The following is a 24,814-nucleotide window of genomic DNA, read 5'->3' on the forward strand; positions in this document are numbered from 1 at the left end:
ATGTATAGGTTGCTGAGCTGTGACAGGTTTCTGATTATTAGTAAAAGATCTATTTAGCTACAGTTTCTAGTGCGACTTCAATCATATCGTTGAAGGTCGTTTGTCTCTCTTGTGCAGTCGTTTGTTCTCCAGTGAGAATATGATCACTTACCGTTAGGAGGCTGAGACCTCTTACGCCGAATTTAACTGTTAAATAATAAAGTGCGGCTGTTTCCATTTCTACTGCCAATACGCCATGGCGGCCTAGCTTGGTCACAGCATCTTTGTCTTCCGTGTAGAAAACATCAGAAGACAGCACGTTACCTACGCGCAGGTTAAGGCCTTTGGCCTCTCCAATTTCATAAGCGGTCTTAATTAGATCAAAGTTTCCAATCTGAGGGAAGTCAAACCCAGGGAATTGGTTGCGAATGATAGCCGAATCGGTAGCCGCTGCTTGCGCAATAAGAACATCGCGGAGATTCACATCATTTTGAATAGCGCCGCATGTTCCGATACGAACGAGATTTTTGGCACCATAATCGTTGATCAATTCTTGAATATATATGGACGCAGAAGGCATACCCATTCCTGTACCTTGAATCGATACTCGGTTGCCCTTATATGTGCCTGTAAAGCCTAACATGCCACGGACATTGTTGTAACAGACGACATTTTCGAGGAAGGTCTCCGCAATATACTTTGCACGCAGCGGATCTCCAGGTAATAAGACGGATTCTGCAATTTCACCAATCTTTGCTTCAATATGAAAACTCATGTGAATTCCCTCCAATGTTTCTTATCGTGCATCACAAAAAAGAATGCATGAGAATCATAGCATGATTCGATATCCACATTATGTTAAAGGGATTACTATACTTTTGTGAACTGGTTCACAAAATAACTGTTAGCGCAGTAACGGAAATAAAGCGCTGTCATTTGTATTATTAGGTGCACGGCATCGTTAAATGTTATGCCACTTACGCATTGCAGGAAGCTCTTCGGTTTCATTACAGATCGATTCTATCATTWCCTTATCAAGGAGGTATAAGTACTTATCACGAATGTCGATCAGTCCTTCGGCTTGAAACTCACCCAGCGTTTTGGAGATGGATTCTCGCGTCACTCCGAGCATGTTGGCGAACAAGGATTGATTAATTTTTAAATCGATTTTGTATGCGTTATCACTGGCGACTCCATAGTTGTAATAGAGATCCATAATGAGATTAACTACTTTTCCACGTACGTCATGGAAGGTCAAATAACGAATCATGCGATTGAGCATCCGAGTTCGCTCTACAAGAATTTTGTAAGCGTTTCGCAGGATGGAAGGATATTGATCCACGAGCTGCAGGAAATCCCGTTTTGACAGCAGCCAAACGTTGACGTCTTCTAAGGCTTCTATGGATGAGATCCGATGATTGTCGCTGGAGAGGGCTTCTACTTCTCCAATGATATCGCCGGCACTAGTAATACTCAGAACGACTTCTTTTCCTTCGTACATGCGATAAATCTTGATCATACCTGAGCGAATAAGATAAACCTCGTCACTTTGGTCATTTTCAAACATTAGAACATGGTTCTTCTTGAACCGTCGTTCTTTGAGCAATGGGGTTATTTTTTGCCATTCATCCTTAGGAATGTCTGAGAAAATCGAGATGTCTGAGATGTTGTCGATCATAAGAATTTTCCTTTCGCATTTCAATATTTAAGCAACTCTTAGGTAAGAGATTGCTAAACGGCTAGAAACGTATTGTAGCATGGATTGGGTGGAAAATAGCAATGCATGGCCTTAGCTTTTTTTTGAGAAATGAGGTGTATTTATGAAATTCGAGCGAATAAGCGTGATTGTGCTGGATAGTGTTGGTATCGGTGCATTACCGGACGCTGCAGCTTTCGGAGATGAAGGCAGCCATACCTTAGGACATATTTGCGAGCAAGTACCGGACATGAAATTACCAAATCTTACAGCTTTGGGTCTAGGTAATATTGCACCACTGGCTACCATCTTGAAAGCGGTTAAGCCTCTAGCATGTTATGGCAAGATGGCGGAGGTATCGGTAGGCAAAGATACGATGACGGGTCATTGGGAACTCATGGGACTCGAAGTAAAGGTGCCCTTTCAAGTTTATTCCGATGGATTTCCAGCGGAATTGATTGAGAAGTTCGAAGCCATGACCGGTCGCAAGGTGATTGGAAACAAGCCGGCTTCTGGAACTGAAATTTTAGACGAGTATGGAGAAGAGCAGCTCCGAACGGGCGCATGGATTGTTTATACTTCCGGAGACAGCGTATTCCAAATCGCAGCTCATGAGGATGTTATTCCATTAAATGAGCTATATCATGCATGTGAAATTGCGCGTGAGCTAACCTTGAATGATCCTTATGTAGTTGGTCGAGTCATAGCGAGGCCTTACATCGGTGAGCCGGGTGCTTATAAACGCACACCTAATCGGCATGATTATGCACTCAAGCCTTTTGGAGAAACCGTGCTTGATCATCTGAAGAATGAAGGCCTTGATGTTATTTCGGTCGGGAAGATCAACGATATTTTCACAGGGCAAGGAATTAGTGAATCCTATCCGACAAAGAGCAATTTGGATGGCATCAGGGCAACGATTAAGCTGCTGAATCGGCCTTTCCACGGATTGTTATTCACAAACTTAGTTGATTTTGATTCTTTGTATGGCCATCGCCGCGATCCTAAAGGATACGCTGCCTGCCTTGAAGAGTTCGATCAGTATGTACCAGAGCTTATGCAGCAAATGGAGGGCAACGATTTACTAATCATTACRGCTGATCACGGCAACGACCCAACCGCGCCAGGAACGGATCATACCCGTGAATATGTACCCATCTTGATCTACAGCCCATCGTTAGCAAAGGATAGCGTTTCTATTGGCATAAGAAACACATTTGCTGATTTAGCTGCAACGATTGCAGAAAATTTCATGGTCACTAAACCAGCTATCGGGGAAAGCTTCTTGGATTTGTTAGTAAAACAAACCAATAACGAGGAATAAAACATTAGGGGGAATTTACAATGAAAAAAACAATGAAAGCATTATTGCCTTTAATACTGATTTTTACGTTAGTCATAACAGCATGCGGTCAAAAAAGCGATACGGGTAACGCAGGGGCTGCAGGTACAGATAATAAACAAGAGCTTAAAAAGCTGAAAGTCGGAATGGTTACTGACCTTGGCAGTGTAAATGACAAATCCTTTAACCAAAGTGCTTGGGAAGCGTTGCAGAAATTAAAGAAGGACTTTGGTTTTGAAGTGAAGTACCTGGAACCAAAAACAGATGGCGATGTTGTTCCGAACTTAAATCAATTTGTTAAAGCAAACTATGATTTAACATGGGCAACTGCCTTTACTTTAGCTGATGCAGTAACACAGCTATCCAAAGAAAATCCAGATAAGATGTTTGGAATTGTCGATTCTGACCTTGTGCTCCCGAATGTAGCCGCTATTTCTTTTAAAGAGCAAGAAGGCTCATTCCTAGTTGGTGTTATCGCAGGTTTAACGACAAAAACAAATAAAATCGGCTTTATCGGCGGCATGGATATTCCCGTTATTAAACGATTTGAAGCGGGCTTCCGCGAAGGGATAAAAGCTGTAAATCCAGATGCAAAATTGATCGTTAACTATACAGGGCTATTCAACCGGGTAGATATGGGGAAATCTGCAGCCTCTACCATCTATAACGATGGTGCAGATATCATATTCCATGCAGCAGGACTAACAGGCAATGGTGTATTTAATGAAGCGAAGGAACGTAACAGCAAGGGCGGAAAAGTATGGGTCATTGGCGTAGATAAAGATCAATCTTTAACCTTCGGAGATGATGTTACATTAACTTCGATGATCAAAAAAGTAGATGAGGCTGTTTACCTAGAGTGAGGGGACGAATATTTTGGGGAGGGTCTTATATGACTAAGACAGATGTCGTGTTAGAGCTGAAAGGGATAACCAAAAGATTCCCCGGCGTAGTCGCTAACGATTCGATTAGCTTGCAGCTAAAGCGTGGAGAAATTCATGCTTTGCTCGGGGAAAATGGATCAGGGAAATCCACCCTAATGAGTATCGTATTCGGATTATATCAGCCAGACGAAGGCGAGATTCATGTAAATGGGAAGCATGAGCTGATGGATAGTCCAAACAAGGCAATTGAGCTTGGAATTGGGATGGTGCATCAGCATTTTAAATTGGTAGAGCCTTTTACAGTAACAGAAAATATCATTCTCGGAATGGAACCCAAAAAGGGGATGAAGATTGATATTAAAGGAGCAAGTAAAAAGGTAAAAGAGCTATCTGAACGTTATAAGCTTGATGTTGATCCAATGGCAACCATCGAATCGATCAGTGTAGGGATGCAGCAGCGCGTAGAAATTTTAAAAACACTATACCGCGGAGCAGATATTCTAATCTTTGATGAGCCTACTGCTGTGTTAACTCCGCAAGAGATCACAGAATTACTGGCTATTATGAAGCGTCTTGTGGCTGAGGGCAAGTCTATTATCCTCATTACTCATAAGCTTAAGGAAATTATGGAAATAGCAGATACTTGCACCATTATTCGGCGCGGTAAGCGAATTGAAAGTGTGGAAGTAGCATCGAGCGATGCGCAGCAATTAGCGGAAAAAATGGTCGGTAAAGAAGTTAATTTTAAAACTGCCAAAAGAGCAGCTAACCCGAAAAAAGCGTTATTAGAAGTGAAAAATTTAGTGGTTACAGGCAGTAACGGCAAGGCCGCTGTTAATGATCTCAGCTTCTCCGTACGGGCGGGCGAGATTGTCGGTATTGCTGGTGTAGATGGCAATGGCCAGTCTGAGCTAATCGAAGCATTAACGGGTATGCAAAGCATACGATCAGGTGAAATTTGGCTGCAAGGCAAAAGCATCGCCAATCTTGCTCCGCGTACGATTTCTGAAGCGGGAATGTCACATATTCCGCAGGATCGGCATAAACATGGACTCGTTCTGGACTTTTCTGTCAGTGAAAATACAATTTTGCAAACGTATTATCAACCAGAAATAAGCAAGCATGGTTTTATTAATAAGAAAACGATGGATGACATGGCAACGCGGTTAGTGAACGAGTTCGATATACGCACACCAGGCATTGATACATTCGTTCGTTCGATGTCAGGAGGAAACCAACAAAAAATCATTATCGCACGCGAAATCGATAAAAATCCGCAGGTCTTGATTGCGGCTCAGCCCACGCGAGGGCTGGACGTAGGCGCGATTGAATTTGTGCATCAGCAGTTAATCGCAGAACGTGATCAAGGCAAGGCTGTTTTGCTGATTTCGTTTGAGCTGGATGAAATACTCAATGTAGCAGACCGTATTCTGGTCCTATTCGGCGGACAAATTGTTGGAGAAACAACGCCAGAAACAACAAATGATCAGCAATTAGGAATGATGATGGCAGGCAAGCATGAAGGAGAAGGCATCCATGAATAAAATAATGAGTATTTTCAAACGGGAATCTGCACTTATCCCTCTTGTTGCCATTGTTATGGGTTTGCTATTAGGCGCCATTATTATGTGGATTGGCGGCTACGACCCCGTGCTGGCCTATAAATCGCTAATCGATAAAATATTCGGCAGCCGTTACGATTTTGGAGAAGCTATGCGTACGATTGTACCGCTTATGATGAGCGGCTTGGCCGTAGCGATCGCTTTTCGTTCTGGCATGTTTAATATTGGCGTAGACGGCCAGATTATTATGGGATCGCTCGGCGCATTAATAGTAGGCACACAGTTTAGCCTGCCACCTGTGCTGCATGCGCTGCTGGCTGTCCTAGTTGGCGCCTTGCTTGGCGGAATGTGGGGAGCACTTGTGGGTTATATTAAGGCAAAACGTGGTATTAATGAAGTGATTACCAGCATCATGCTTAATTTTATTGCGCTTTATTTGGCGAATTACATTATTCGGACGTTCATGCCGCAAGCAGGTACACAACGATCCGCCTTGATTCATGAATCCGCGAGTATTCAGATTAGCTGGCTCTCTGAGCTGATGGATGGCGCACGTATCCACTGGGGATTTGTGATTGCGATTATTGCGGTAATTTTCTACCACATCTATTTAACCAAGACCACATGGGGTTATGAGCTGCGGGCAGTTGGACTTAATTCTAATGCTGCAAAATATGCAGGAATGAAGGTTTCGAATGTTATGGTTCGTACCATGTTTATTTCAGGCGTATTTGGCGGTTTGATTGGTACCTTTGAAGTGTTAGGCGTGTTCAACTATGTGGCTATCAACTCGGTTTCATCTGGTCTAGGTTTTGATGGTATAGCTGTAGCTTTGCTTGGCGGCAATAGCGCACTTGGCGTATTCCTCTCTGCGTCCCTGATTGGGGGCCTTACCTATGGTTCACAAGGCATGAGCTTTGGTGCAGAGGTGCCAGGCGAAATTATTCGGATGATTATTGCATTTATTATCTTTTTTGTTGCTGCACCAGGAATCGTTAAGTTGCTTTTCCGGACGATTAAACTAAAATCAAAGAAGAAGGTGTGACAGATGGAGGTAATTGGCAATTTACTAAATGGGACGCTCGTATTCTCAACTGCCCTTATCTTTGCTGCACTCGGTGGACTCATTTCCGAACGCTCGGGAGTCATTAATATTGGACTGGAAGGGTTTATGGTATCGGGAGCCTTCTTCTCTGCAATAACGACTCATTATGCGGAAATAGCGGGCTTTGGCGGTTTCTCCCCTTGGTTAGGCTTGCTTGGAGCCTTCCTATTTACCATTATCTTTTCTAGCATTCATGCGGTCGCCTCGATTACATTTAAAGCGAATCAGGTTGTAAGCGGGGTTGTTATCAATATTCTCGCTGCAAGCTCAACGTTCTTTTTCGTAAAATTACTTTTTGACGGCTCAGCAGAAACACCGCTGCTAACGACTGTATTTCATAAGGTGACGATTCCTTATTTAAGCGACATTCCGTTCATTGGCAATGTGTTCTTCAATGCCTATCCGACTACGTATATTGCCATTGCATTAGTCATCATCCTATTTACTTATTTGTTTAAGACCTCAGGTGGACTAAGGCTTCGTTCTGTTGGTGAACATCCAAGCGCAGCAGACACGGTTGGAATAAAAGTAAATCGCACGCGCTATATCGCTGTTATTTTAAGCGGGTCACTTGCAGCTCTTGGCGGAGCAACGATTGTACTTACCTCAAATGGCAACTTTGCTTTTAATACCATTTCAGGACAAGGCTATATTGCGCTTGCGGCTGTTATTTTTGGAAAATGGAATCCGATTGGCGTGATGCTTGCTTCATTATTTTTTGGTTTAGCCCAAGCAGCAAAGGACCAATTGCAAATCTTTGATTTTGCTGCTAGCATTCCAAATGAGTTCTTCTATATGTTTCCATACGTCTTAACATTACTCGTTTTAATTGGAGCAGTAGGGAAAGCTCGTTCACCCAAAGCATTAGGGGAACCCTATGATGTTGGGAAACGATAAAGGTGGTTATACACTTGGGAAGTAGATTGCAGAAAATGTTCCATATTGAAAAAGAAAACACGACGGTACGTACGGAGTTAGTTGCAGGAACAACTTCATTTATGACGGTTGCCTATATCATTGCGGTGAATGGCGCCATCTTGCAGCTAGCCGGCATGCCTTATGAAGCAGCTACGATTGTTACAGTAATCTGCTCTTTTATCGGTTGTATGCTGATGGCACTTTGGGCGAAGTCACCGTTAATTCTCGTCCCTGGGATGGGAGACAATGCATTTTTTGTTTTCACATTGGTATTCTCGTTAGGACTTACGTGGCAGCAAGCACTTGCAGCTGTATTTTTGGCGGGTATTGTATTTATGTTAACTGCGGTAACGAAAGGGGCCGACTATCTATCGCGCTCGATCCCGACGTCGATGATTAACGCCATGACCGCCGGTATTGGTCTTTTTATTGCTTTTCTAGGCTTGAAAAACGGGGGGATCATCGTTGCGAGCGAAGGAACTTTCGTTGCTTTAGCGAAGCTCAGTGATCCTTATGCCCTAACGACGATATTGACTTTATTGATTGCGATACCGCTTTTCATGCGAAATGTAAAAGGCAGCTTCTTAATTGCCATCATCGCCGGTACAGGCATTGGTGCGCTGCTTGGTATCGTCGATTTTTCAACTTTACGTGATTTTAGTATTTCCTTTAATGGGTACGGAGAGTTGTTTCTTGCCTTGGACTTTAGCGGGATCGGCACGCTTAATTTTTGGACAGCTGTTTTTTCGTTATCGATGGTCATTATTTTTCAAAATATGGGCGCCCAGCTTGGGATGCTTCCAGACAAGGCGAAGTTCCGCAGGTCTTTTCAGGCTAACTCTGTATCGGTTATAAGTGCAGGGCTTCTGGGTTGCAGTCCAATGACAACAGCAGCTGAGTCTGCAACARGCATTGCATCAGGCGGGAGAACGGGGCTAACCTCATTTACAACGGGAATTTTGTTTATTCCTGCTTTGTTTATGATCCCTCTTTTCAAAATAATCCCAAACAGTGCAATTGCGCCTGTACTCATCATTGTTGGCTGCCTTATGTTTCAGAGCATTAAGGAAATTCCGTTTAATGATTTTACAGAAGCTTTTCCTGCTTATCTGATGATGGCAATTATGCCGCTATCCTTTAGTATCGCGAACGGGATTGCGTTTGGTTTCATTGCCTACCCAATTCTGAAGCTGGTCACAGGCCGAAGGAAAGAAGTATCGATAACGATGTACGTCATCGCATTTTTCTTCTTGCTTTATTTTATTTTGGGATCGATTTAAGAGGGAATTAAGGAAACAGTGGAGATACGATATATAGGATTTAAATACATCGCTAAGTAGGCAATAGGCCTTGAGCGGTGTATTTTTTTATGCTCTGAATCAACAGGGAGCTATTGCTTAAGCTAGAGTCGTATCGGCGTCTCAACAGCGCTATAATATGGATATAAGATGTAATACAAAAACGTTACGAGGAGGCTTAACCGATGAGTGGACTGATGGAGCGTCTTCGCAAGGGATATGGTAAAAAGCTCGTTTCGCTGCATGCTTGGAACGGCTGGATTGTCGTAATTTTGGCATTAACCGGGCTTATACTGGTGGGCGGCTTCTGGCGCGGCGTTCTTGGGGAGGTTCGTGTTTGGATCAAGTGGGCGCATGTCGTTGTTGGTATAGCCTCCATCCTGCCTGTAGTCTATTATCTGGCGCTGGCGGGCAAGCATTGGAAGCAGCTGAAGCAAAAACCATGGCAAAGATTTAACGTACTTGTCGTGTTAGGCTTATTGCTGGGCTGGTTCGGATCGGGCGTGCTGCTGTGGCAGTTTAGAGCCGTCGGGCCAAGCGTGTCTAATGTGGCATTAGTCATCCATGATCTCCTTACATGGGTTGGGCTTCCTTATATCATTTATCATTCCATCACGCGGGTCAAATGGCTGAAGGAGCCAACTCGCCGTACCGTCAAAAACGAGCAGAAGGAAGAGGGCGTCATCCATCCAGCGGGAGCGCCTCAGCCGGTGTATACGCGCAAAGCGTTCATTCGCGGTGCAATTGGCATAGGCTTGGCTGTTACGATCGGGCCTTCTTTTCTGAAATGGCTCGGGAACTCGCTTGGAAGTGTAGGCGGAAGCCAGAGCATCGATAAGCTGATCGAAAATGATGCAAATATGCTTTTGCCGGCCCCGCAGCCGCTGCCTGCTTCAGCCCCGCCGACGGGTGGCGGAGCCGTAGGACAGTTCCGTGTATACACAGTAACGCCAATTCCCTCTTTTACAAATGCGGATTGGAATTTTACGATAGATGGGTTGGTCGATAAGACGTTTAAGTGGGACTGGAAACAGTTTGTGGCGCTGAAGCGAACGGTGCAGGTCAGTGATTTTCACTGTGTGACCGGTTGGTCGGTTTACAAAAACACGTGGGAGGGTATTCCACTTAAAGAATTGCTGAAAATGGCGGGTGTGCAGCCCGGTGCGGAGACGGTGAAGCTTTACTCTGGTGATGGCGTATATACAGATACCCTTACACTTGAGCAGGCCGACATGGATGATGTAATGGTGGCGGTCATGCATGATGGGAAGCCGATCCCGAGTGATCTCGGCGGACCGGTTCGTCTCATTGTACCGAAAATGTATGCCTATAAGTCCGTAAAATGGTTAAACCGGATTGAGCTGATTAAAGGCGAGCATGTGGGGTACTGGGAAGCGCGCGGATATGCGAACGATGCGTGGGTGTAGTTTTTTTGTACTATTTTACAGGTAATTCCGCCTCTATCATGCACGTTGGTGATATGATCAGGGTAGATAGATATGGTATAAACCGAGTGAATAGCTGCTATAGAATGAAATATGGTGACGGGGAAGGTGCTGTTATTGAGTAATGGGAGTATTTTGCATCAGACATTTACGTTGGAACTGGACCCGGGAGTGTATGTAAGAGGCGATATAAGAGTGAAGGAAGATGGGGGACGAAAGCCGGTCCTCCTCTTTGTGCATGGTTTTAAAGGGTTCAAGGATTGGGCGTTCTTCCCTTATGCAGCCGGACAATTCGCGGGTCAGGACTTTGCTGTTATTACGTTCAACTTTTCGTTTAACGGCGTTAATGAACATGATTTTGACGAGCTGGATAAGTTCGGGATGAACACCTACTCGCAGGAGCAAAAAGATTTGTCAGCTGTGCTTGCAGCATTGCTCGAGGGTAGACTTCCGCTTGATGAACAGATGGATAAGCAGCAAATTTTCATAGTAGGGCATAGCCGCGGCGGAGGAAATAGCGTAATATTCGCAGCCGAGCATCCTGAAATTCGCGGCGTAGTAACATGGAACGGAATAGCGAAGGCCAATCTGTTTGAAGAAGAATTCCGCGAGCAGGTATTGCGGGATGGGGTAGGCTATGTGACGAATGCAAGGACAAAGCAGGAAATGCCGATTAACGCTGCGTTCTTTGAGGATTTGGATCGGAATCGAATGCGCTTCGCTATCACAGCTAAAGCGGCGTCACTTCGAACGCCTGTGTTATTCATTCAAGGAACGGGGGATGCTGGACGATTGCTAACAGGATATTATCTACTCCAAGCTGCTGCTCCGCAGCATCGTTTTTCACCGCTGGAAGGAGCGAACCATACTTTTGGAGCGGTGCATCCTTTTGCAGGGACGACGGATGATTTGGAGAAGGCGATTGAAATAACGGGAGCGTTTTTTGCGCTGCTGCTGCAGCGGCCGTCGGAGTAATAGAGCGGAGAAGGCGGTCGTCATCCATTGCCGGAGCCGCAGGTGCTAGCAAATATTCTTGAACGGATTGGCATTGGCAATCATACGACAGTTATCGCATATGACGATCAAGGCGGCGCGATGGCATCCCGTCTGCGCTGACTGCTGCAATGGCTTGGGCATGATGGACAGGTCTATCTAATAGAAGGCGGATTCGCAGGCTGGCAAGCGGCGGGGTATCCGGTTAGCACGGATGTCCCTTCTTTAATAGAAGGAATTAATTTTAATGTAAACGTTCGTGATGAGATGCTGGTTAGCCAAGCGGATGTAAAGGCACGAGTTGGCAAAGCGGGAACGGTGGTCATCGATTCCCGTGAAGCCCCTCGCTATCGCGGCGAAGTAGAGCCGCTTGATCCTAAGGCTGGACATATTCCAGGCGCGATCAATCGCTTCTGGAACGAGGGCAAACGCGCCGAGGGCAGCTGGAAATCACCAGAGGAGCAGAAGCTTCGCTTCAACGGATTGTCACAGGACGATGAGATTATCGTTTATTGCGGCTCAGGCGTGACGGCTACGCCGAACGTTTTCGCTTTGCAAGACGCAGGCTTCCGCAATGTGAAGCTGTATGCGGGGAGATGGAGTGATTGGAGTTCTGTGGAGGGGAATCCCGTTGCCACGGGTGACCAGTAAGAGTTGAGAGACGTATAGTAGTATACGAGATTTGAATACATCGCCATGTGGGCTGAATGCTCATGGCGGTGTGTTTTTTATGCTCGGAGTCAACAAGGAGTCAACACTCAGATCGAGAAAACGCTTGAAATAATCACAAAACCGAGCATGTGCTCGTATTATCTCCAATACACCTTACAGCCCTTTATATGTACACAAAGAAAGGCTGGTTACCCCTCCTCTTTCGAGTGGCCAACCAGCACCTGCTTTATCCTTGAGATGCTTGGTTTTTAATCAACAAACTCATATGTGCTTAACAAAATCAACAATGAGTCAACACAGCTCATATCTTTAATATATAGTATGTAATATTTGGATACATCGTCCCAGGGTTACTTACCTTGGGAGTATTTTTTTGTTTTTTAGAGCCAACACGAAGTCATCACTCTTGAAGCTACGAACTGAGTGCGCTTATATATTCTCAACGTGCCAACGGACAGACCTAAGTGAGAAAACGAAGGTTGGTAGTTTATTTTGTGACTATCTACAACAGCTGAAGATTGTCATCTTTAGGAATTGAAACAAGTTGTTTAAAATGATAAAATGGATAAATTGACCAGTTTTGTAGAGGGGATGTTATATGTCTTACACCAAAATCATGTATAAACAGCAGATTTTAGAACCAGTCATTAAAATAACACAGAAGTCTTTAGATGATAATGATTTCAACCTTATTCTTGAAAAGATTGATATTACGATAGAGTTGCTTGAAAAGATCTCTTCTTTTGACGCAAGTGTAGGGATACTTTGGAATGAATTAGCCTCGGACGTTATATCATCTATTTATTCGGCTACGTCTGGATTCTATAGACAAGCTATATTGTCATTAAGAAGTGTATTAGAGTTAGGTTGTAGCTCATTATTTTATCTTGATCATAAAATTGAGTATGAAATGTTTATTAAATTTAACGCTAAGGCAGATAAGTATGTGAGTACATTAGTTAATGATTATTCATTTTTCACTACCAAGTACGTAGCCACCTTTTATGAGCAAATTCATAATCTGCAGTCTACAACTGATTCAGTGAGTGCTTATTTAAAAGCTATATACGGTGATTTGAGTGATATTGTTCACGGAAGGTATCACACTTTAACAAAAAAGCAAGGATTACAGATTAAGTATGACAAACGGCAATTTAAATCGTATGAGGGATTTTTGAATAGAGTCCTTAATATTCTTTGTATGATGTATGTTTTACGTTTCAAAGACAGTTCAAATGCAGAAATAGTTAAGTTGGCACAAAGTACTGGGACGGTGAGCATATGAAAACATTAGATAAATCGTTAGGAGATTACATTGCTGATAGAACTGAAAGTTTGGATGAGGAATTTATACGTCAGTACTTTGTAGAATATAGTCAAGAGAAAATATTGAGACTTCTGGATTCGGAACAGTATATTTTTGAAGGTAGTCGTGGGATTGGTAAAACCATGCTGATGAAGTATGCTGCCTTAAAAGCTAAGGAGACTTTTAGCAAAGATAGTGTATTAGGAGTATGGATTAGTTTTGAGGAATCTATAAGACTTGAAAGAATTAGGGTAGTAGATGCAAGCATAGATCCATTTTTACAGTGGACGATGGGTAAAATTTTATACGAAGTTCTGATTCATTTAATTAATCTAAAGCCTAAAAACATTGATACACTAAACCATCGTCTATCAAGCATATTTGGGGGACAAGCTAGTAACAATTTTCAACAATATTCTGACCTTTTATTTAAGTATATAGAATTACTAGAAACAGGAGACTTAGATGATAATAGTAGCTTAAAAGAAGAGGCCCCTTCTGTTGAATTAAGTAGAATTTTAGATAACCCAAGTAGTTTTAAAAAATTTCTCAAAACGTTAATAGATGACTTCCATCTGTCTAGAATAGTGTTACTATTCGATGAAGCAGCACATGTATTTTCTCATAGTCAACAAGAGAAATTTTTTACATTTTTTAAAAGTTTGAGGGACCCGCAAATTGCATGTAAGGCAGCAGTATATCCTGGAATTACTAATTATGGAAAGTACTTTGAAAAAGGACAAGATGCCAAAGAACTTACGATTAAATGGGTACCGAATAATAAAGAAAATGTAAAGTATATTAAAGAGATACTTAAAAAGAGAATACAAGCGTATGATGATCAATATTGGAATAAGCTCACAGTTAATCAAGACGTGATTGATACAATATGTGTATGTAGTAATGGTAATCCGCGTTTTGCATTTCACATAATAGATGAACTCGAAAGCAGTGGTGTATTTAAATTAAAGAACATACCCATGCAACGTGTAATCAATAGTATAAGAAAGGTCTTAGATAGTAAATGGAAAGAATTTAACACCCTCAAAAATCGTCTCGTAAAATATAAAACACATATTGAAGAAGCTGAGAAACTGACAAAAGAGTTTATTATTCCAAATCTTAGAGAATGGAATAATAAACAAAGAAAAGGAAATAAGCATCTTTCAGCTGGATTTTTCTTATCAACATCGGTGTATGATATTATACCTGAATTGTTTGAGGTTTTGGCGTATTCAAATATTCTACTGATTGATTATACCAAAAAGAGCATTGGGCACAGTCATTACGGCTATTATATAACGCTCAATCCAAGCATATTGTTCTCGGATTTAATTATCAGGGATATCAATGAGGTTAGTAAATTATCTGTAGCTATTGAGAGAAATCAGTCATACTCGGCAGCTACGCAAGTTTTTTCTGAACTAATAAGAATTCTAAAACAAGAGACTGAGCATCAGTGTTCGAATACAAAATGTGATTTTAAAACAAATGATGAGAGCTATGCTTATTGTCCTAAGTGTGGTAATAAAATCAAAATCGATGAATCCGAATCATTATATAAAATACTGAGAGGCCACAGTATTGATAACCTAAAGTTATCTGAGAAGATTATAACAAGACTGGCTTCAAAGTTCTCAAGTATAGGCGAAGTTTATGATTCTACGATTGACGACATAAGAATGAAATACATTCAAGACGTAAGAGCAGAAAAAATAAAGAATGCAGCTATTGAATACATGTCGGGATAAAACTTTTTGTTACTGTTGCATCAGGCCAATTTTTTTGGCCTTTTTTGCTCGGTGAAATTCAAATAACTAACCTCTATTAACTTGCTGTTAGAGACAGGGCAGTGTACAGCGTCCTAATTTAGGCGGAATAATATAGGCAAATCAACAGCAGGAGTGATTGGAGTTCTGTGGAGGAGAATCCGGTTGCGATGGAGAAGGAGGAGAAGGCATGATTGGCATAGCAGTGTGTGACACGAAATACATCGCTCATATGGCGAAGTATTTCTTTGTGTTGTGCTTGTGGGTGTCGAAGCCAATAAGGAGTCAACACATGCTCATATAAATATTTTAAGTTGCTGGGTATGTCCAAGTTATAATACAGCACTATATAGTGTAGCAATCAGTTGCGTAGAGGTGGAACTGGTCACTCTTTCTTTTATTCAATGGTACACCCGATAATGTAAACATTAAGTCAACGATGGGATTTAAGAATTATTTAGTTAAAGTTATGCGTTTGAATTCTAGAAAATATCCTTTTTAAGGACATCAACCCACTCTGTCAAGTTCAAGTTCAAGCTTTTCAATTTCATTTCTGATGCTATTAACAGCCTGTTTTAACTGGGTGTATTGATTCTGAATAACTGCTCTTTTTTCTTTTCGAGTATTTTTAGTGAATTGAATCCCTTCTCAATATATAAATAAAGTAGGACTACTAAAAGTGGTATAGTGCTATAAAGTAGGTACACATTTCGAGAATATCCCAATCAAAGCTAAATAATATAATATAAAGAAGTCTCATGGATAATATTGAAAATATTTAAATGAGTTTCATTTTTCTATTCACATATTTTTCATCTTTCATTTTTTTATTCGAAATCTTGCATAAAATTTTATATATTATGTAAAATTCACTTCTTTTAGGGAATATTAAATTGAGCTAGTTGCTTCTTTAAATGCTTGTTTTCAGCAACATGTCCAACTGCTTGTCTTTTAATTATTTCTTAATTAACAAATTTCTCTAAACTGTCTTCATGTATCAAATGAAGTATTAATGAGACCTCTTCTTTGAGAGTGACTCCTGATATGCAAGCTTAGACACAAGACCCTGAATTTACAAAGTAAACAATCATGTGTTGGTAGAGAATGCTGGAATCAACGATGAATCAACGTTGTATGAGAATTCGAAGTATATTTAGATCTTCAATTATATTAAATTTATCTTTAGTATTATTGATGAACCGTGCATAAATTTTTGGTGTGTTGATTTATCTTTTATGTTGAGAAATTACCAGGGTCAATAAAGCACCCACAAATAATTGTTTCTAATACATTTTATATAAATGGTCGTAATACATTCGACCTGTTCATGGACCTAATGACATGATACAGTTGCTTTAAACTATTGAAATATTACCCAGTTTAATTAACAAAGCTGAAGTTACCATAAAAACATTATTGGGAGAGAACTCATAAGCATAAAAATTTAAACTAACTTTGATTACTTCGATATAATTACTGATAATGCAGTTAAATTATTCAAAGAATTACCCCAACCATTGCCTTGAATTGAACCATTTATTAATATGCTATATTTAAATGCTGCATCCTCACTAGTAATGAGCAATTTTTATGGTTCTATTATTTGTTGTACTACTTTATTAGAGCATACTTTAAGACTTGCTGTACTCGACCAGGAAAAAAATGGTTCGAAAAAAACTATCAAAGACAAAATTAGATAATAAATATCGATCTATTTCTGCTTTATTGAAAGCACCAAATATTTCATCAATTATCCAAAATCAGAATGATATGGACTGGTGGGAGAATGTAGCGAGTAAGTTAAGAAATAAATCTGCTCAGTACACTGTTAAAGTTATTTGCAGGGAAGGAATATGCACTAGATAATTATGTTTTGACTAACGAAGATGGCACACCAAAACATGGTTTGCTACATGATTGGGGCTCATATTTTCATAAAACAGATTATCATATCGCAATAAGGTTTTTTAAGGAATTAATAGAGCAATTACATAAAGTTTTGGCTAATACGAAGTGGAAACCTGACCTTAGCTGGTGGGAATCTCAAGAAAATTATTGCAAATTTTTTTTGAGTATCAATGGAATATAGATAATATGAATAGAATTTTAGATGTTATGGATTAGGATTTATTAGAAAGACATAAAAGGAAGACAGATAAAGGTATTTCCAACGAAGAAGATAACAATAGATAACACCGTTTTAACGCTAAGTCACTATCGCCCTTGATCCAATCAATGTTGTTGCGAAGAAGTGGTTTAGTTGAAGAGAAGTATAGTAAGCCAGAAAACCCTGAACTTCTTAATTGTGGTAATCTTATATACACTGTTTTATTCTTAATCACAACAGCTGTTTATTCAGTATGAATCTTTATGTATTATGTCTCTGTAAAAAACATATTTACAATAGTAATTAAAGTAATAATAAGAATGTGCTTAACTATAATGTCAACAATAACTGCTGGTTTATTTGGTTTTGCATCAAAAGAAGTATTAACTACACTGATTACTTAATTAGGTTGGRGGGAAAACATTGAATGAAATTGGCTTGGCAGAAATAGTTCGTATTAGGACAAAAGGTAAGTCCATTTTTTACACAGACGATTACTCAGAAAGATCTTATTACACAATATATAAGAATATGGCACAGATAATGTATGACAAGACTCCGAAGATAGGAAATAATGATCGCAAACTTGTATTTGGTTACCTCGAATCAGATGCAGTCAACGCAAGTGCTTTTATTTATAAAAAAAATGACTATATTTTTATTAATTGCGGAACAATTGTGAAGATACATGATACCTTTAACAAATTGTTGTCCAATCCACGTGTGTTTAGTGAAGTCGGTAAACCTAAGTATAGTGATTATCGTTATCACTATGATCCCGTTATAAATAATGGGGAAAATCAAACAGTATTTTTTAATGGTCCTACTGACGAGAAACGCCGGGATCTTGCATTCTTAATGTCCTATTTCGCTATTTTATATGTCATTCAACACGAGATGGGTCATCATCTTAATGGACATTTACAACTACTAAATGAAAGTGATGTTGAAACACTTGAAATGACAGAAGAAAGAAAGACTCTTGAGAAAATTAGTATATTGGACTATCAGACTCTGGAGATGGATGCGGATGCGTTTGCAACATCAGCATTTACCGCTCATCTTCATTCAATGTTAGAGAATTTAGATACTTTTCCTTTCCCGGCATTAGTTCCTCAATTAAGTAAAAAGAATATGTACTCTTATTGGTTATTTTCAGTACATTGCCTTTATAGAGTTCTTGGGAACATCAAGATAGATGAGACAAATCTATACACTTCAAGGTATTTTCCATATAGAGTTAGACAAGCTTTAAGTTCACGAATCCCTATAAGTGTTTTGGTACATTTGGGGGATAAGGAGGGGGCTGAACTATATGCTTCCTTAATAGATAAGATGTTTCGGTACACAGAAGAAATGTATAACATTACCTTTGAAACACAAACAGATTTCTCTGATGTTATTGTAACGTCTACCGATAAAGTAGCAGAGCATTCAAAAAACGTGCACGATAATTGGCATAATATTAAACCTAGGTTAATGAACTATGCTAGAGCAATACTCGCCGACTGAAGAAGTGTACTGCAAATAACGGAGGTAAAGCCATGTCTCGAACAATTGAACTTATTCAAATAGATAGCGAATTCAATATAGTAGTATGGGGCGTCAAAGAAATCACAGGTGTTGATCCTTCTGAAGAATTAGATTATAAATTAGCTGTAAACTATTTTAGTAACGACGAGGATATTACTCAGTTAGACATTATTCTTTCTTACCCTAGAAGGAGACCGCTTGAATTCAGCGTTGCGTTTAATATGAAGAATACTGCAACGTATAACGCTCTACTAGAGGCTACTCCAATTACCCTACTGAGTTCAGACGAGAGAAATTTAGATAATTTACGGGAGTATTATTTTAACGGGGGGACAACAATAATCCTGCCTGAAGACACAATTGAAGAAATGAAATTCCATAAATCCATGTTCGAGTTGAAGAAAGAAGCGAGAGGTCTCTAAGCTAGACTTGGTTATTGTTATTTGCAAACAAATTTCAACAGACTGCAAACAACATTTTCGAGGATTGTACCTCAGCCCATCCATCTCCGGATGCTACCTTGCTTCACTTGGCCTTTTGTTGGCGTTTCATACGGCTTAACCCAGCCATAGGTGGATGATTCGCCTTGGCTCAAACCATGTTGTCTCGTCAGCTCCTTCGTCCACGGGCTTCTTGCTCTTGAAGTGCTCCTAAGTGTAGCCAAGGTGAATCGCTACACATAGGCGTTGGTATATCTTCGGAGGTATTCCCACCGTGCTGCTCCGAGCCCCTATCTTTTGGTGTTGGAACCCTCTGAACATAGTGGTTCGTGAGGGGATAAGAAGCTGGAGTGATTGGAGTTCTCCTCTAGCCCGGTTGCTACGAGAGACGAGCAAGTGCTGAACAACATATAACAGTAGGTAAAGTTTGAATACATCACTATGCGTTTTGTATACCTTGGTGGTGTATTTTTAATGGTTCGAAGGTCAACACGAAGTCTATTACCAACTTCAGAAAGTATTTAGATCGTGTAGATTGTCTTTATTTATGCGGTATTACAATTTTTGGAATACTCGACCGAAGAGTTACATTGAATCAACAAATGAAAGTTGTTAAGGGAAATTCAACAAAAATTCAACATTTAGATTTGAAAATTAACTGCGGTGAACCGTATCACATATAAGGCGAAATCAGCCTGCGAAATATCAATATCGTCGAATGACATGCCTTGTTCATTGTTTTTCTATCCGAATTGAATAACTAAAATTCTCCAAGTAGGTATTGCTATATAATAGACATAAATGAAAAAGAGCTATATTATATTATTGCTAGTGTTGATATTAGTTGTTTTAACCGGTTTGCGCATTTTATGGATGGGAACGTTTCATGATCCCAAGCAGGCGTCAATTCATAATGGGCAATTCGATTTGCGCAATTGGAATGCAGAAGATGGTAGTATTCTCTTACTTGATGGGGAATGGGAGTTTTATCCCTCGCAATGGTTAATAGATGGTAGTCGGCAACAATTGTTAGGTGATAATGCGCCAATGCATATTCAGGTACCGGGAGGATGGAGTGAAGCTTTGCATGCTGACAAGCCATCTCCATACGGGTATGGTTCTTATCGTTTGCGTCTTTATGTAGACCCGGCAAAGAACCTTAATTATAGTATTCGTGTACTCAGCGTACGCACGGCATCAGAATTATATGTAAACGGTCGATTGCTTATGAAATCCGGACAGGTGGCGACAACAAAGGATGAATATATTTCGAAGGATCTACCTTATTCTACAACCTTTACAGCAGACGAAAACGGTGTAATCGAACTCGTCATTCAGGCGGCAAATTATGTGGATGGTCGAAGCGGGGGCATTGTCCGATCCATTAAATTTGGATCAGAAGAAGCCATTGCCAAAGAGATGAAAGCTTCCGTTTCTATGCAGCTTTTGGCAGCGATTATATTCATTATGCATGCAGTCTATGCACTTATTTTGTATTTATTAGGAAATAAGGAAAAGAAGCTGCTTTATTTCAGTTTGCTTGCATTATGTGTAACGATCACGAGTGTATTTAGTGTTGATGAGAAGTTGTTCCACCAAATATTTTATATTGGAAGTGTTTGGGATTTTCGGATAACGAACATTGCTCTCATTATGGCAGCCTATGCTTTGCTCCAGTGTACGAATCATCGCGAGCTTCCATATTGGCGTAGGATGTACCCTGTCTATAAAGTAATGAATCTAGGGACTGTCGGCATCACTTTGTTTTTAGATCCATCTCAAGTGATTATGCTCTTTCCGGTTTATTATCTATTAATTGGTATTGCTGCAGTTATCACGTTGATTACAATGTTTAAAAAAGTAATCAAAGGTTTAAAGAGCAATCTTTTACTGCTTTTCTCTCTTCTTGCGTTGATGAACCATTCTCTTTGGTCGTTTATCTTCATAGATAGCAGTTTGAGTCTTGTCTACTATCCGTTCGATATGATTATTGCGATGGGTTGTTTAGCCTCTGAATGGTTTAAGGGATACTTTATCATGCATTCGAAGACCAAAGAGCTTGCTGCAACCTTGCAAAGAATGAATGACCATAAGGATCAATTTCTGGCAAACACATCGCATGAATTTAAAAATCCGCTGCATAGCATGCTTAACATGTCACAATCCGTTTTAAAAAGGGAACAGCATTTATTGCAGGAACGGAGCATTAAGGAGCTTGAAACGGTATTATCCGTAGGACGTCGGTTGACATTGATATTGAACGATTTGATTGATGTGATGAGTTTACGGGAAGGCAATCCGCGTCTTCAGAAAAGAGCCGTATTTATCCAGTCAATCGTGACCGGAGTAATGAATATGCTGCAATTTAATGCAGAAGTAAAGTCTGTCCAAATTGCAAATCAGATTTCGGAAGATTTCCCTCCAGTAATTGCGGATGAGAATAGGGTGATCCAAATCGTGTTCAATTTACTTCATAATGCTGTGAAATATACGAATGCTGGGGTTGTTTTGATTCAAGCTTTTGCAAAGGATGGACGAGCTTATATCGTTATTGCCGATACGGGAATCGGAATGGACGAGGACATGCTTAAGCGCCTATTCCGCCCATACGAGCAAGCGAGCGCGAGTGAGACCATGATTGAAGGTGGCTTTGGGTTAGGTTTAAGTATAAGCAAGCAACTGGTTGAGCTTCATGGAGGTGCGTTAGATGTGTCCTCTGCTTTAGGAGAAGGCTCAACATTTACGTTTTCATTAAAGCTAGCAGACTTGAAAGCGGAAGAAGAAAATGATGTATCCAACTCATTCAAACCGTATACATTACAGTCTATGGCGATTCAAGAAATTGCCTCCTCCGTCGATTTGGACAAAGTGGGAATCCCGCAAGCGGCGAAACAACCAACTTTACTAGAAATGGATCGCGATCGTCCGCACCTATTAATTGTTGATGATGATCCTATCAATCTTCAAGTGCTTGAATCCATACTACCGCCAGACGAATATCAGGTAACGATGGCAACGAGCGGTAAAGAAGCGTTGGCTTTACTGGATACAAAGGAATGGGATCTGGTCATCTCCGATATCATGATGCCGCAGATGTCCGGTTATGAGCTGACGCGTTTGATCCGCGAACGGTTTACACTCACGGAGCTCCCTGTATTGCTCCTTACCGCAAGAAGCCAACCGAAAGATATTCAGAGCGGTTTTATAGCAGGGGCTAACGATTATGTGACGAAGCCAGTGGAAGCAATAGAAATCAAATCGCGAATCGAGGCGCTAACTACGATTAAACATTCTGTTCGGGAACAACTGCGATTAGAAGCTGCATGGCTGCAAGCGCAAATCCAGCCTCATTTTTTATATAATGCGTTGAATGCTGTAACAGCTCTAAGCGATATTAATTTGGATAAGATGCGTAATTTGCTCGATGAGTTCAGCAATTATCTGAGGAATAAATTTAAATTTCAAAATATGGATGGGCTTGTTCCGATCGAAGAGGAGCTAAGTCTGGTGCGTTCTTATCTATATATTGAAAAGGTTCGGTTTGAAGAAAGGTTACAGGTTATTTGGGAGATAGATGGATGCGAGGAAATAAAAGTCCCATTTATTACGATCCAGCCTCTCGTTGAAAATGCGATAATACATGGCGTTATGAAGCGCATTCGTGGGGGAAAGATTTTTATTCGGATTTCTGTCTATGAGACGCATGTAGAGATAACCGTTGAAGACGATGGTGTTGGAATGGACGAAGTTCAATTGCAACGAATATTAGAAAGAAAAGCAAATAGTTGTTCAGGTGTCGGATTGATAAATACGGATCAGCGATTAAAACGGCACTTCGGAACAGGACTTCATATCAAAAGTACGTTAGGTATAGGGACAAAGGTAACTTTTCATGTATATAACAGGTTGAATAGCGGGGATAAAGCTAGCCTAGGTGATAAATAAGTGATTTAAAGAGGAGCATGCCGCAGTAGCTCCTTTTGCATTTTCGCCGATAGCCCCGTTAAACTGAAGCGTATCATAAGTAACGGCAAGTTTTTATTGTACAACATGGAACTTTGACCCCCGCCCAGGGATGGGAATACAAATCAATTGTAGTTGATTGTAAACAGTGTTACTCTAACAAAGGTAAACTCAAAATCTATGCTCTTCAATACATCCAATAATAGTCACCATTTCAGTTATAAGAAAGGTAATACTATGATAAAAGTTGATAACTTATCCTTCTCATTTCCGCAAAAAGAACTATATAATAACATTTCATTTACGTTAGAAGAGGCACAACACTGTGCTTTTATAGGAACAAGTGGCAGTGGGAAAAGTACATTGATAGATATACTGATGGATCCAGAAAGATATTTGTTCGAGGGCAAATTAGAAATAGATCCGACTTGCAAAATAGGGTATGTAAGTCAATTTTCACAACTAGACAAAACGAAAGAAACAACCGTTTTTGAATATATAGGCGAAAAATTTATTAAGATACAAAATGAAATAACATCTATTTGTACTGAAATGGAAACATCAGCGGATATTGATTCGTTATTAGAACAGTATCAATTCGCTTTAGACGCATTTGATGCAATCGGTGGGGATGATTTTGAAAGCAACATTAATAAGAAACTAAATCAAGCAAACCTCATGAAGCTAAAAGATGTTAGGGTATCTGACCTGAGTGGTGGAGAATTCAAGCTTATTCAAGTGATGAAGGAAATGCTTAATAGTCCAGACTTAATGATTATGGACGAACCAGATGTATTTTTAGACTTTGAAAACCTAAATGCACTTAAAAATCTTATTAATGCTCACAAAGGAATACTGCTAGTTGTTACGCACAACCGTTATCTATTGAATCATTGTTTCAACAAAATTATACACCTTGAAAACACGGAAATCCAAGAGTTTGATGGGCGATATATTGATTATAACTTCTCATTACTTCAGACTAAAGTTGAGTTGCAAGAACTCGCAATCGCTGATGATGAAGAAATTAAGAGAAACGATAAAACAATCGTTAATCTTAGAGTTATCGCAACTTATAATTCACATGCATCTAGAGGGAAAGCATTAAAAGCTAGAGTTCGGTTTCAAGAAAGATTGGAAGCGCGTAGAATTAAAATGCCATTTGTTGCTATTAAGCAACCGAATATTAGTTTTGGTATTGATAATGAAATGGAAGACACCATTGTTGTAAATGTTAATAATTATAGTGTTGCCTTTGATGAGTTGCTTTTAGAAAATGTTAACTTTGAGATAAAATCGACTGATAAAGTAGCCATTATTGGTTCAAACGGAACCGGGAAAACGACTTTACTCCGAGATATCTTTAAAAATAATGATGAATCAATTGAAATAAATGCTGATGTTAAAGTGGCTTATTTAAGTCAGATTCAAGGTGAAATGCTAAAGGATTCTAATACCATACTAGAAGAATTCATCGATGCTGGGTTTAAAACGTATGATGAGGTTAGATCGTATCTTTCAAACTATGGTTTTGAAGGAGAAATCGTTAATCAAAAGATAGAAGCTTTATCTGGTGGAGAAAAAAACTTGCTTCAATTAGCTAAAGTTTCAGCCAGTAAAGCAAACGTATTGCTTCTTGATGAACCGACAAGCCATTTAGACACCTATACACAAGTCGCACTGGAGAAAGCAATTGAAGACTATAAAGGCGCGATTCTCATGATTTCTCACGATTTCTATACAGTTGTAAATGGTATGGATTATGTTTTAATCATTGACGATAAGTCGATTAGAAAAATGAG

Annotated in this window: 17 protein-coding genes and 1 pseudogene; 15 read left to right on the forward strand and 3 right to left on the reverse strand. The window is 40.2% G+C overall.

Going from position 1 to position 24,814, the window contains the following annotated elements:
- Nucleotides 1-49 precede the first annotated feature (49 nt).
- Nucleotides 50-754 carry a purine-nucleoside phosphorylase gene (gene deoD, locus AB4Z17_RS24540; protein ID WP_441962639.1) on the reverse strand — a complete coding sequence of 235 codons (705 nt, stop codon included), beginning with the start codon at nt 752-754 and terminating at the stop codon, nt 50-52.
- Nucleotides 755-940: 186 nt separating this feature from the next.
- Complete coding sequence (locus AB4Z17_RS24545) at nt 941-1,657, reverse strand: Crp/Fnr family transcriptional regulator (protein ID WP_441962641.1); 717 nt, start codon at nt 1,655-1,657, stop codon at nt 941-943.
- Nucleotides 1,658-1,799: 142 nt separating this feature from the next.
- Between AB4Z17_RS24545 and deoB the strand changes: the two genes are divergently transcribed.
- The 13 genes and pseudogenes from deoB to AB4Z17_RS24610 all read left to right on the forward strand — a co-directional run bounded on the left by deoB (nt 1,800) and on the right by AB4Z17_RS24610 (nt 19,031).
- On the forward strand, nt 1,800-2,999 hold the full coding sequence (gene deoB / locus AB4Z17_RS24550) for a phosphopentomutase (protein ID WP_441962643.1): 1,200 nt from the start codon (nt 1,800-1,802) through the stop codon (nt 2,997-2,999).
- Between the two features lie 20 nt (nt 3,000-3,019).
- Nucleotides 3,020-3,871 (forward strand): annotated as a pseudogene (locus tag AB4Z17_RS24555) (BMP family lipoprotein); the annotation flags it as partial.
- Nucleotides 3,872-3,909: 38 nt separating this feature from the next.
- Nucleotides 3,910-5,445 (forward strand): ABC transporter ATP-binding protein, encoded by a 1,536-nt coding sequence (locus AB4Z17_RS24560; protein ID WP_441877941.1) that lies wholly within the window; start codon nt 3,910-3,912, stop codon nt 5,443-5,445.
- Nucleotides 5,438-6,508: an ABC transporter permease gene (locus AB4Z17_RS24565; protein WP_441962645.1), complete on the forward strand. Its 1,071-nt coding sequence runs from the start codon at nt 5,438-5,440 to the stop codon at nt 6,506-6,508. Before AB4Z17_RS24560 ends, AB4Z17_RS24565 begins: the two co-directional genes overlap by 8 nt.
- Nucleotides 6,509-6,511: 3 nt before the next feature.
- Entirely contained in the window at nt 6,512-7,465 is a 954-nt protein-coding gene (locus tag AB4Z17_RS24570) for an ABC transporter permease (protein ID WP_441908191.1), read from the forward strand.
- A gap of 14 nt (nt 7,466-7,479) precedes the next feature.
- Nucleotides 7,480-8,766: an NCS2 family permease gene (locus AB4Z17_RS24575; RefSeq protein ID WP_441962647.1), complete on the forward strand. Its 1,287-nt coding sequence runs from the start codon at nt 7,480-7,482 to the stop codon at nt 8,764-8,766.
- A gap of 203 nt (nt 8,767-8,969) precedes the next feature.
- Nucleotides 8,970-10,211, forward strand: a complete 1,242-nt coding sequence (locus tag AB4Z17_RS24580) for a molybdopterin-dependent oxidoreductase (RefSeq protein ID WP_441962649.1) — start codon at nt 8,970-8,972, stop codon at nt 10,209-10,211.
- A gap of 111 nt (nt 10,212-10,322) precedes the next feature.
- Nucleotides 10,323-11,204, forward strand: coding sequence for an alpha/beta hydrolase family protein (locus AB4Z17_RS24585; RefSeq protein ID WP_441962651.1), 882 nt, complete (start codon nt 10,323-10,325; stop codon nt 11,202-11,204).
- Nucleotides 11,205-11,489: 285 nt separating this feature from the next.
- Complete coding sequence (locus tag AB4Z17_RS24590; protein WP_441962653.1) at nt 11,490-11,873, forward strand: sulfurtransferase; 384 nt, start codon at nt 11,490-11,492, stop codon at nt 11,871-11,873.
- A gap of 637 nt (nt 11,874-12,510) precedes the next feature.
- Entirely contained in the window at nt 12,511-13,179 is a 669-nt protein-coding gene (locus tag AB4Z17_RS24595) for a hypothetical protein (RefSeq protein WP_441962655.1), read from the forward strand.
- Nucleotides 13,176-14,951: an ORC-CDC6 family AAA ATPase gene (locus AB4Z17_RS24600; RefSeq protein ID WP_441962657.1), complete on the forward strand. Its 1,776-nt coding sequence runs from the start codon at nt 13,176-13,178 to the stop codon at nt 14,949-14,951. Before AB4Z17_RS24595 ends, AB4Z17_RS24600 begins: the two co-directional genes overlap by 4 nt.
- Before the next feature lie 2,548 nt (nt 14,952-17,499).
- Nucleotides 17,500-18,588, forward strand: a complete 1,089-nt coding sequence (locus tag AB4Z17_RS24605; RefSeq protein WP_441962659.1) for a hypothetical protein — start codon at nt 17,500-17,502, stop codon at nt 18,586-18,588.
- Nucleotides 18,589-18,620: 32 nt separating this feature from the next.
- The gene (locus AB4Z17_RS24610; RefSeq protein WP_441962661.1) at nt 18,621-19,031 is read left to right on the forward strand and encodes a hypothetical protein; all 411 of its coding nucleotides are present in this window, start codon (nt 18,621-18,623) and stop codon (nt 19,029-19,031) included.
- A 71-nt stretch (nt 19,032-19,102) separates the two neighbouring features.
- On the opposite strand, the gene AB4Z17_RS24615 is transcribed toward AB4Z17_RS24610, so the two are convergent.
- Nucleotides 19,103-19,273, reverse strand: a complete 171-nt coding sequence (locus AB4Z17_RS24615) for a hypothetical protein (RefSeq protein WP_441962663.1) — start codon at nt 19,271-19,273, stop codon at nt 19,103-19,105.
- 577 nt (nt 19,274-19,850) lie between these two features.
- Here AB4Z17_RS24615 and AB4Z17_RS24620 point away from each other — a divergent pair.
- Nucleotides 19,851-22,994 carry an ATP-binding protein gene (locus tag AB4Z17_RS24620; protein ID WP_441962665.1) on the forward strand — a complete coding sequence of 1,048 codons (3,144 nt, stop codon included), beginning with the start codon at nt 19,851-19,853 and terminating at the stop codon, nt 22,992-22,994.
- A 255-nt stretch (nt 22,995-23,249) separates the two neighbouring features.
- Nucleotides 23,250-24,814: ABC-F family ATP-binding cassette domain-containing protein (locus tag AB4Z17_RS24625; RefSeq protein WP_441962666.1), on the forward strand; the 1,565-nt coding region annotated here is incomplete at its 3' end.

Source organism: Paenibacillus sp. TAF43_2 (genome assembly GCF_052113545.1).
GTDB lineage: Bacteria > Bacillota > Bacilli > Paenibacillales > Paenibacillaceae > Pristimantibacillus.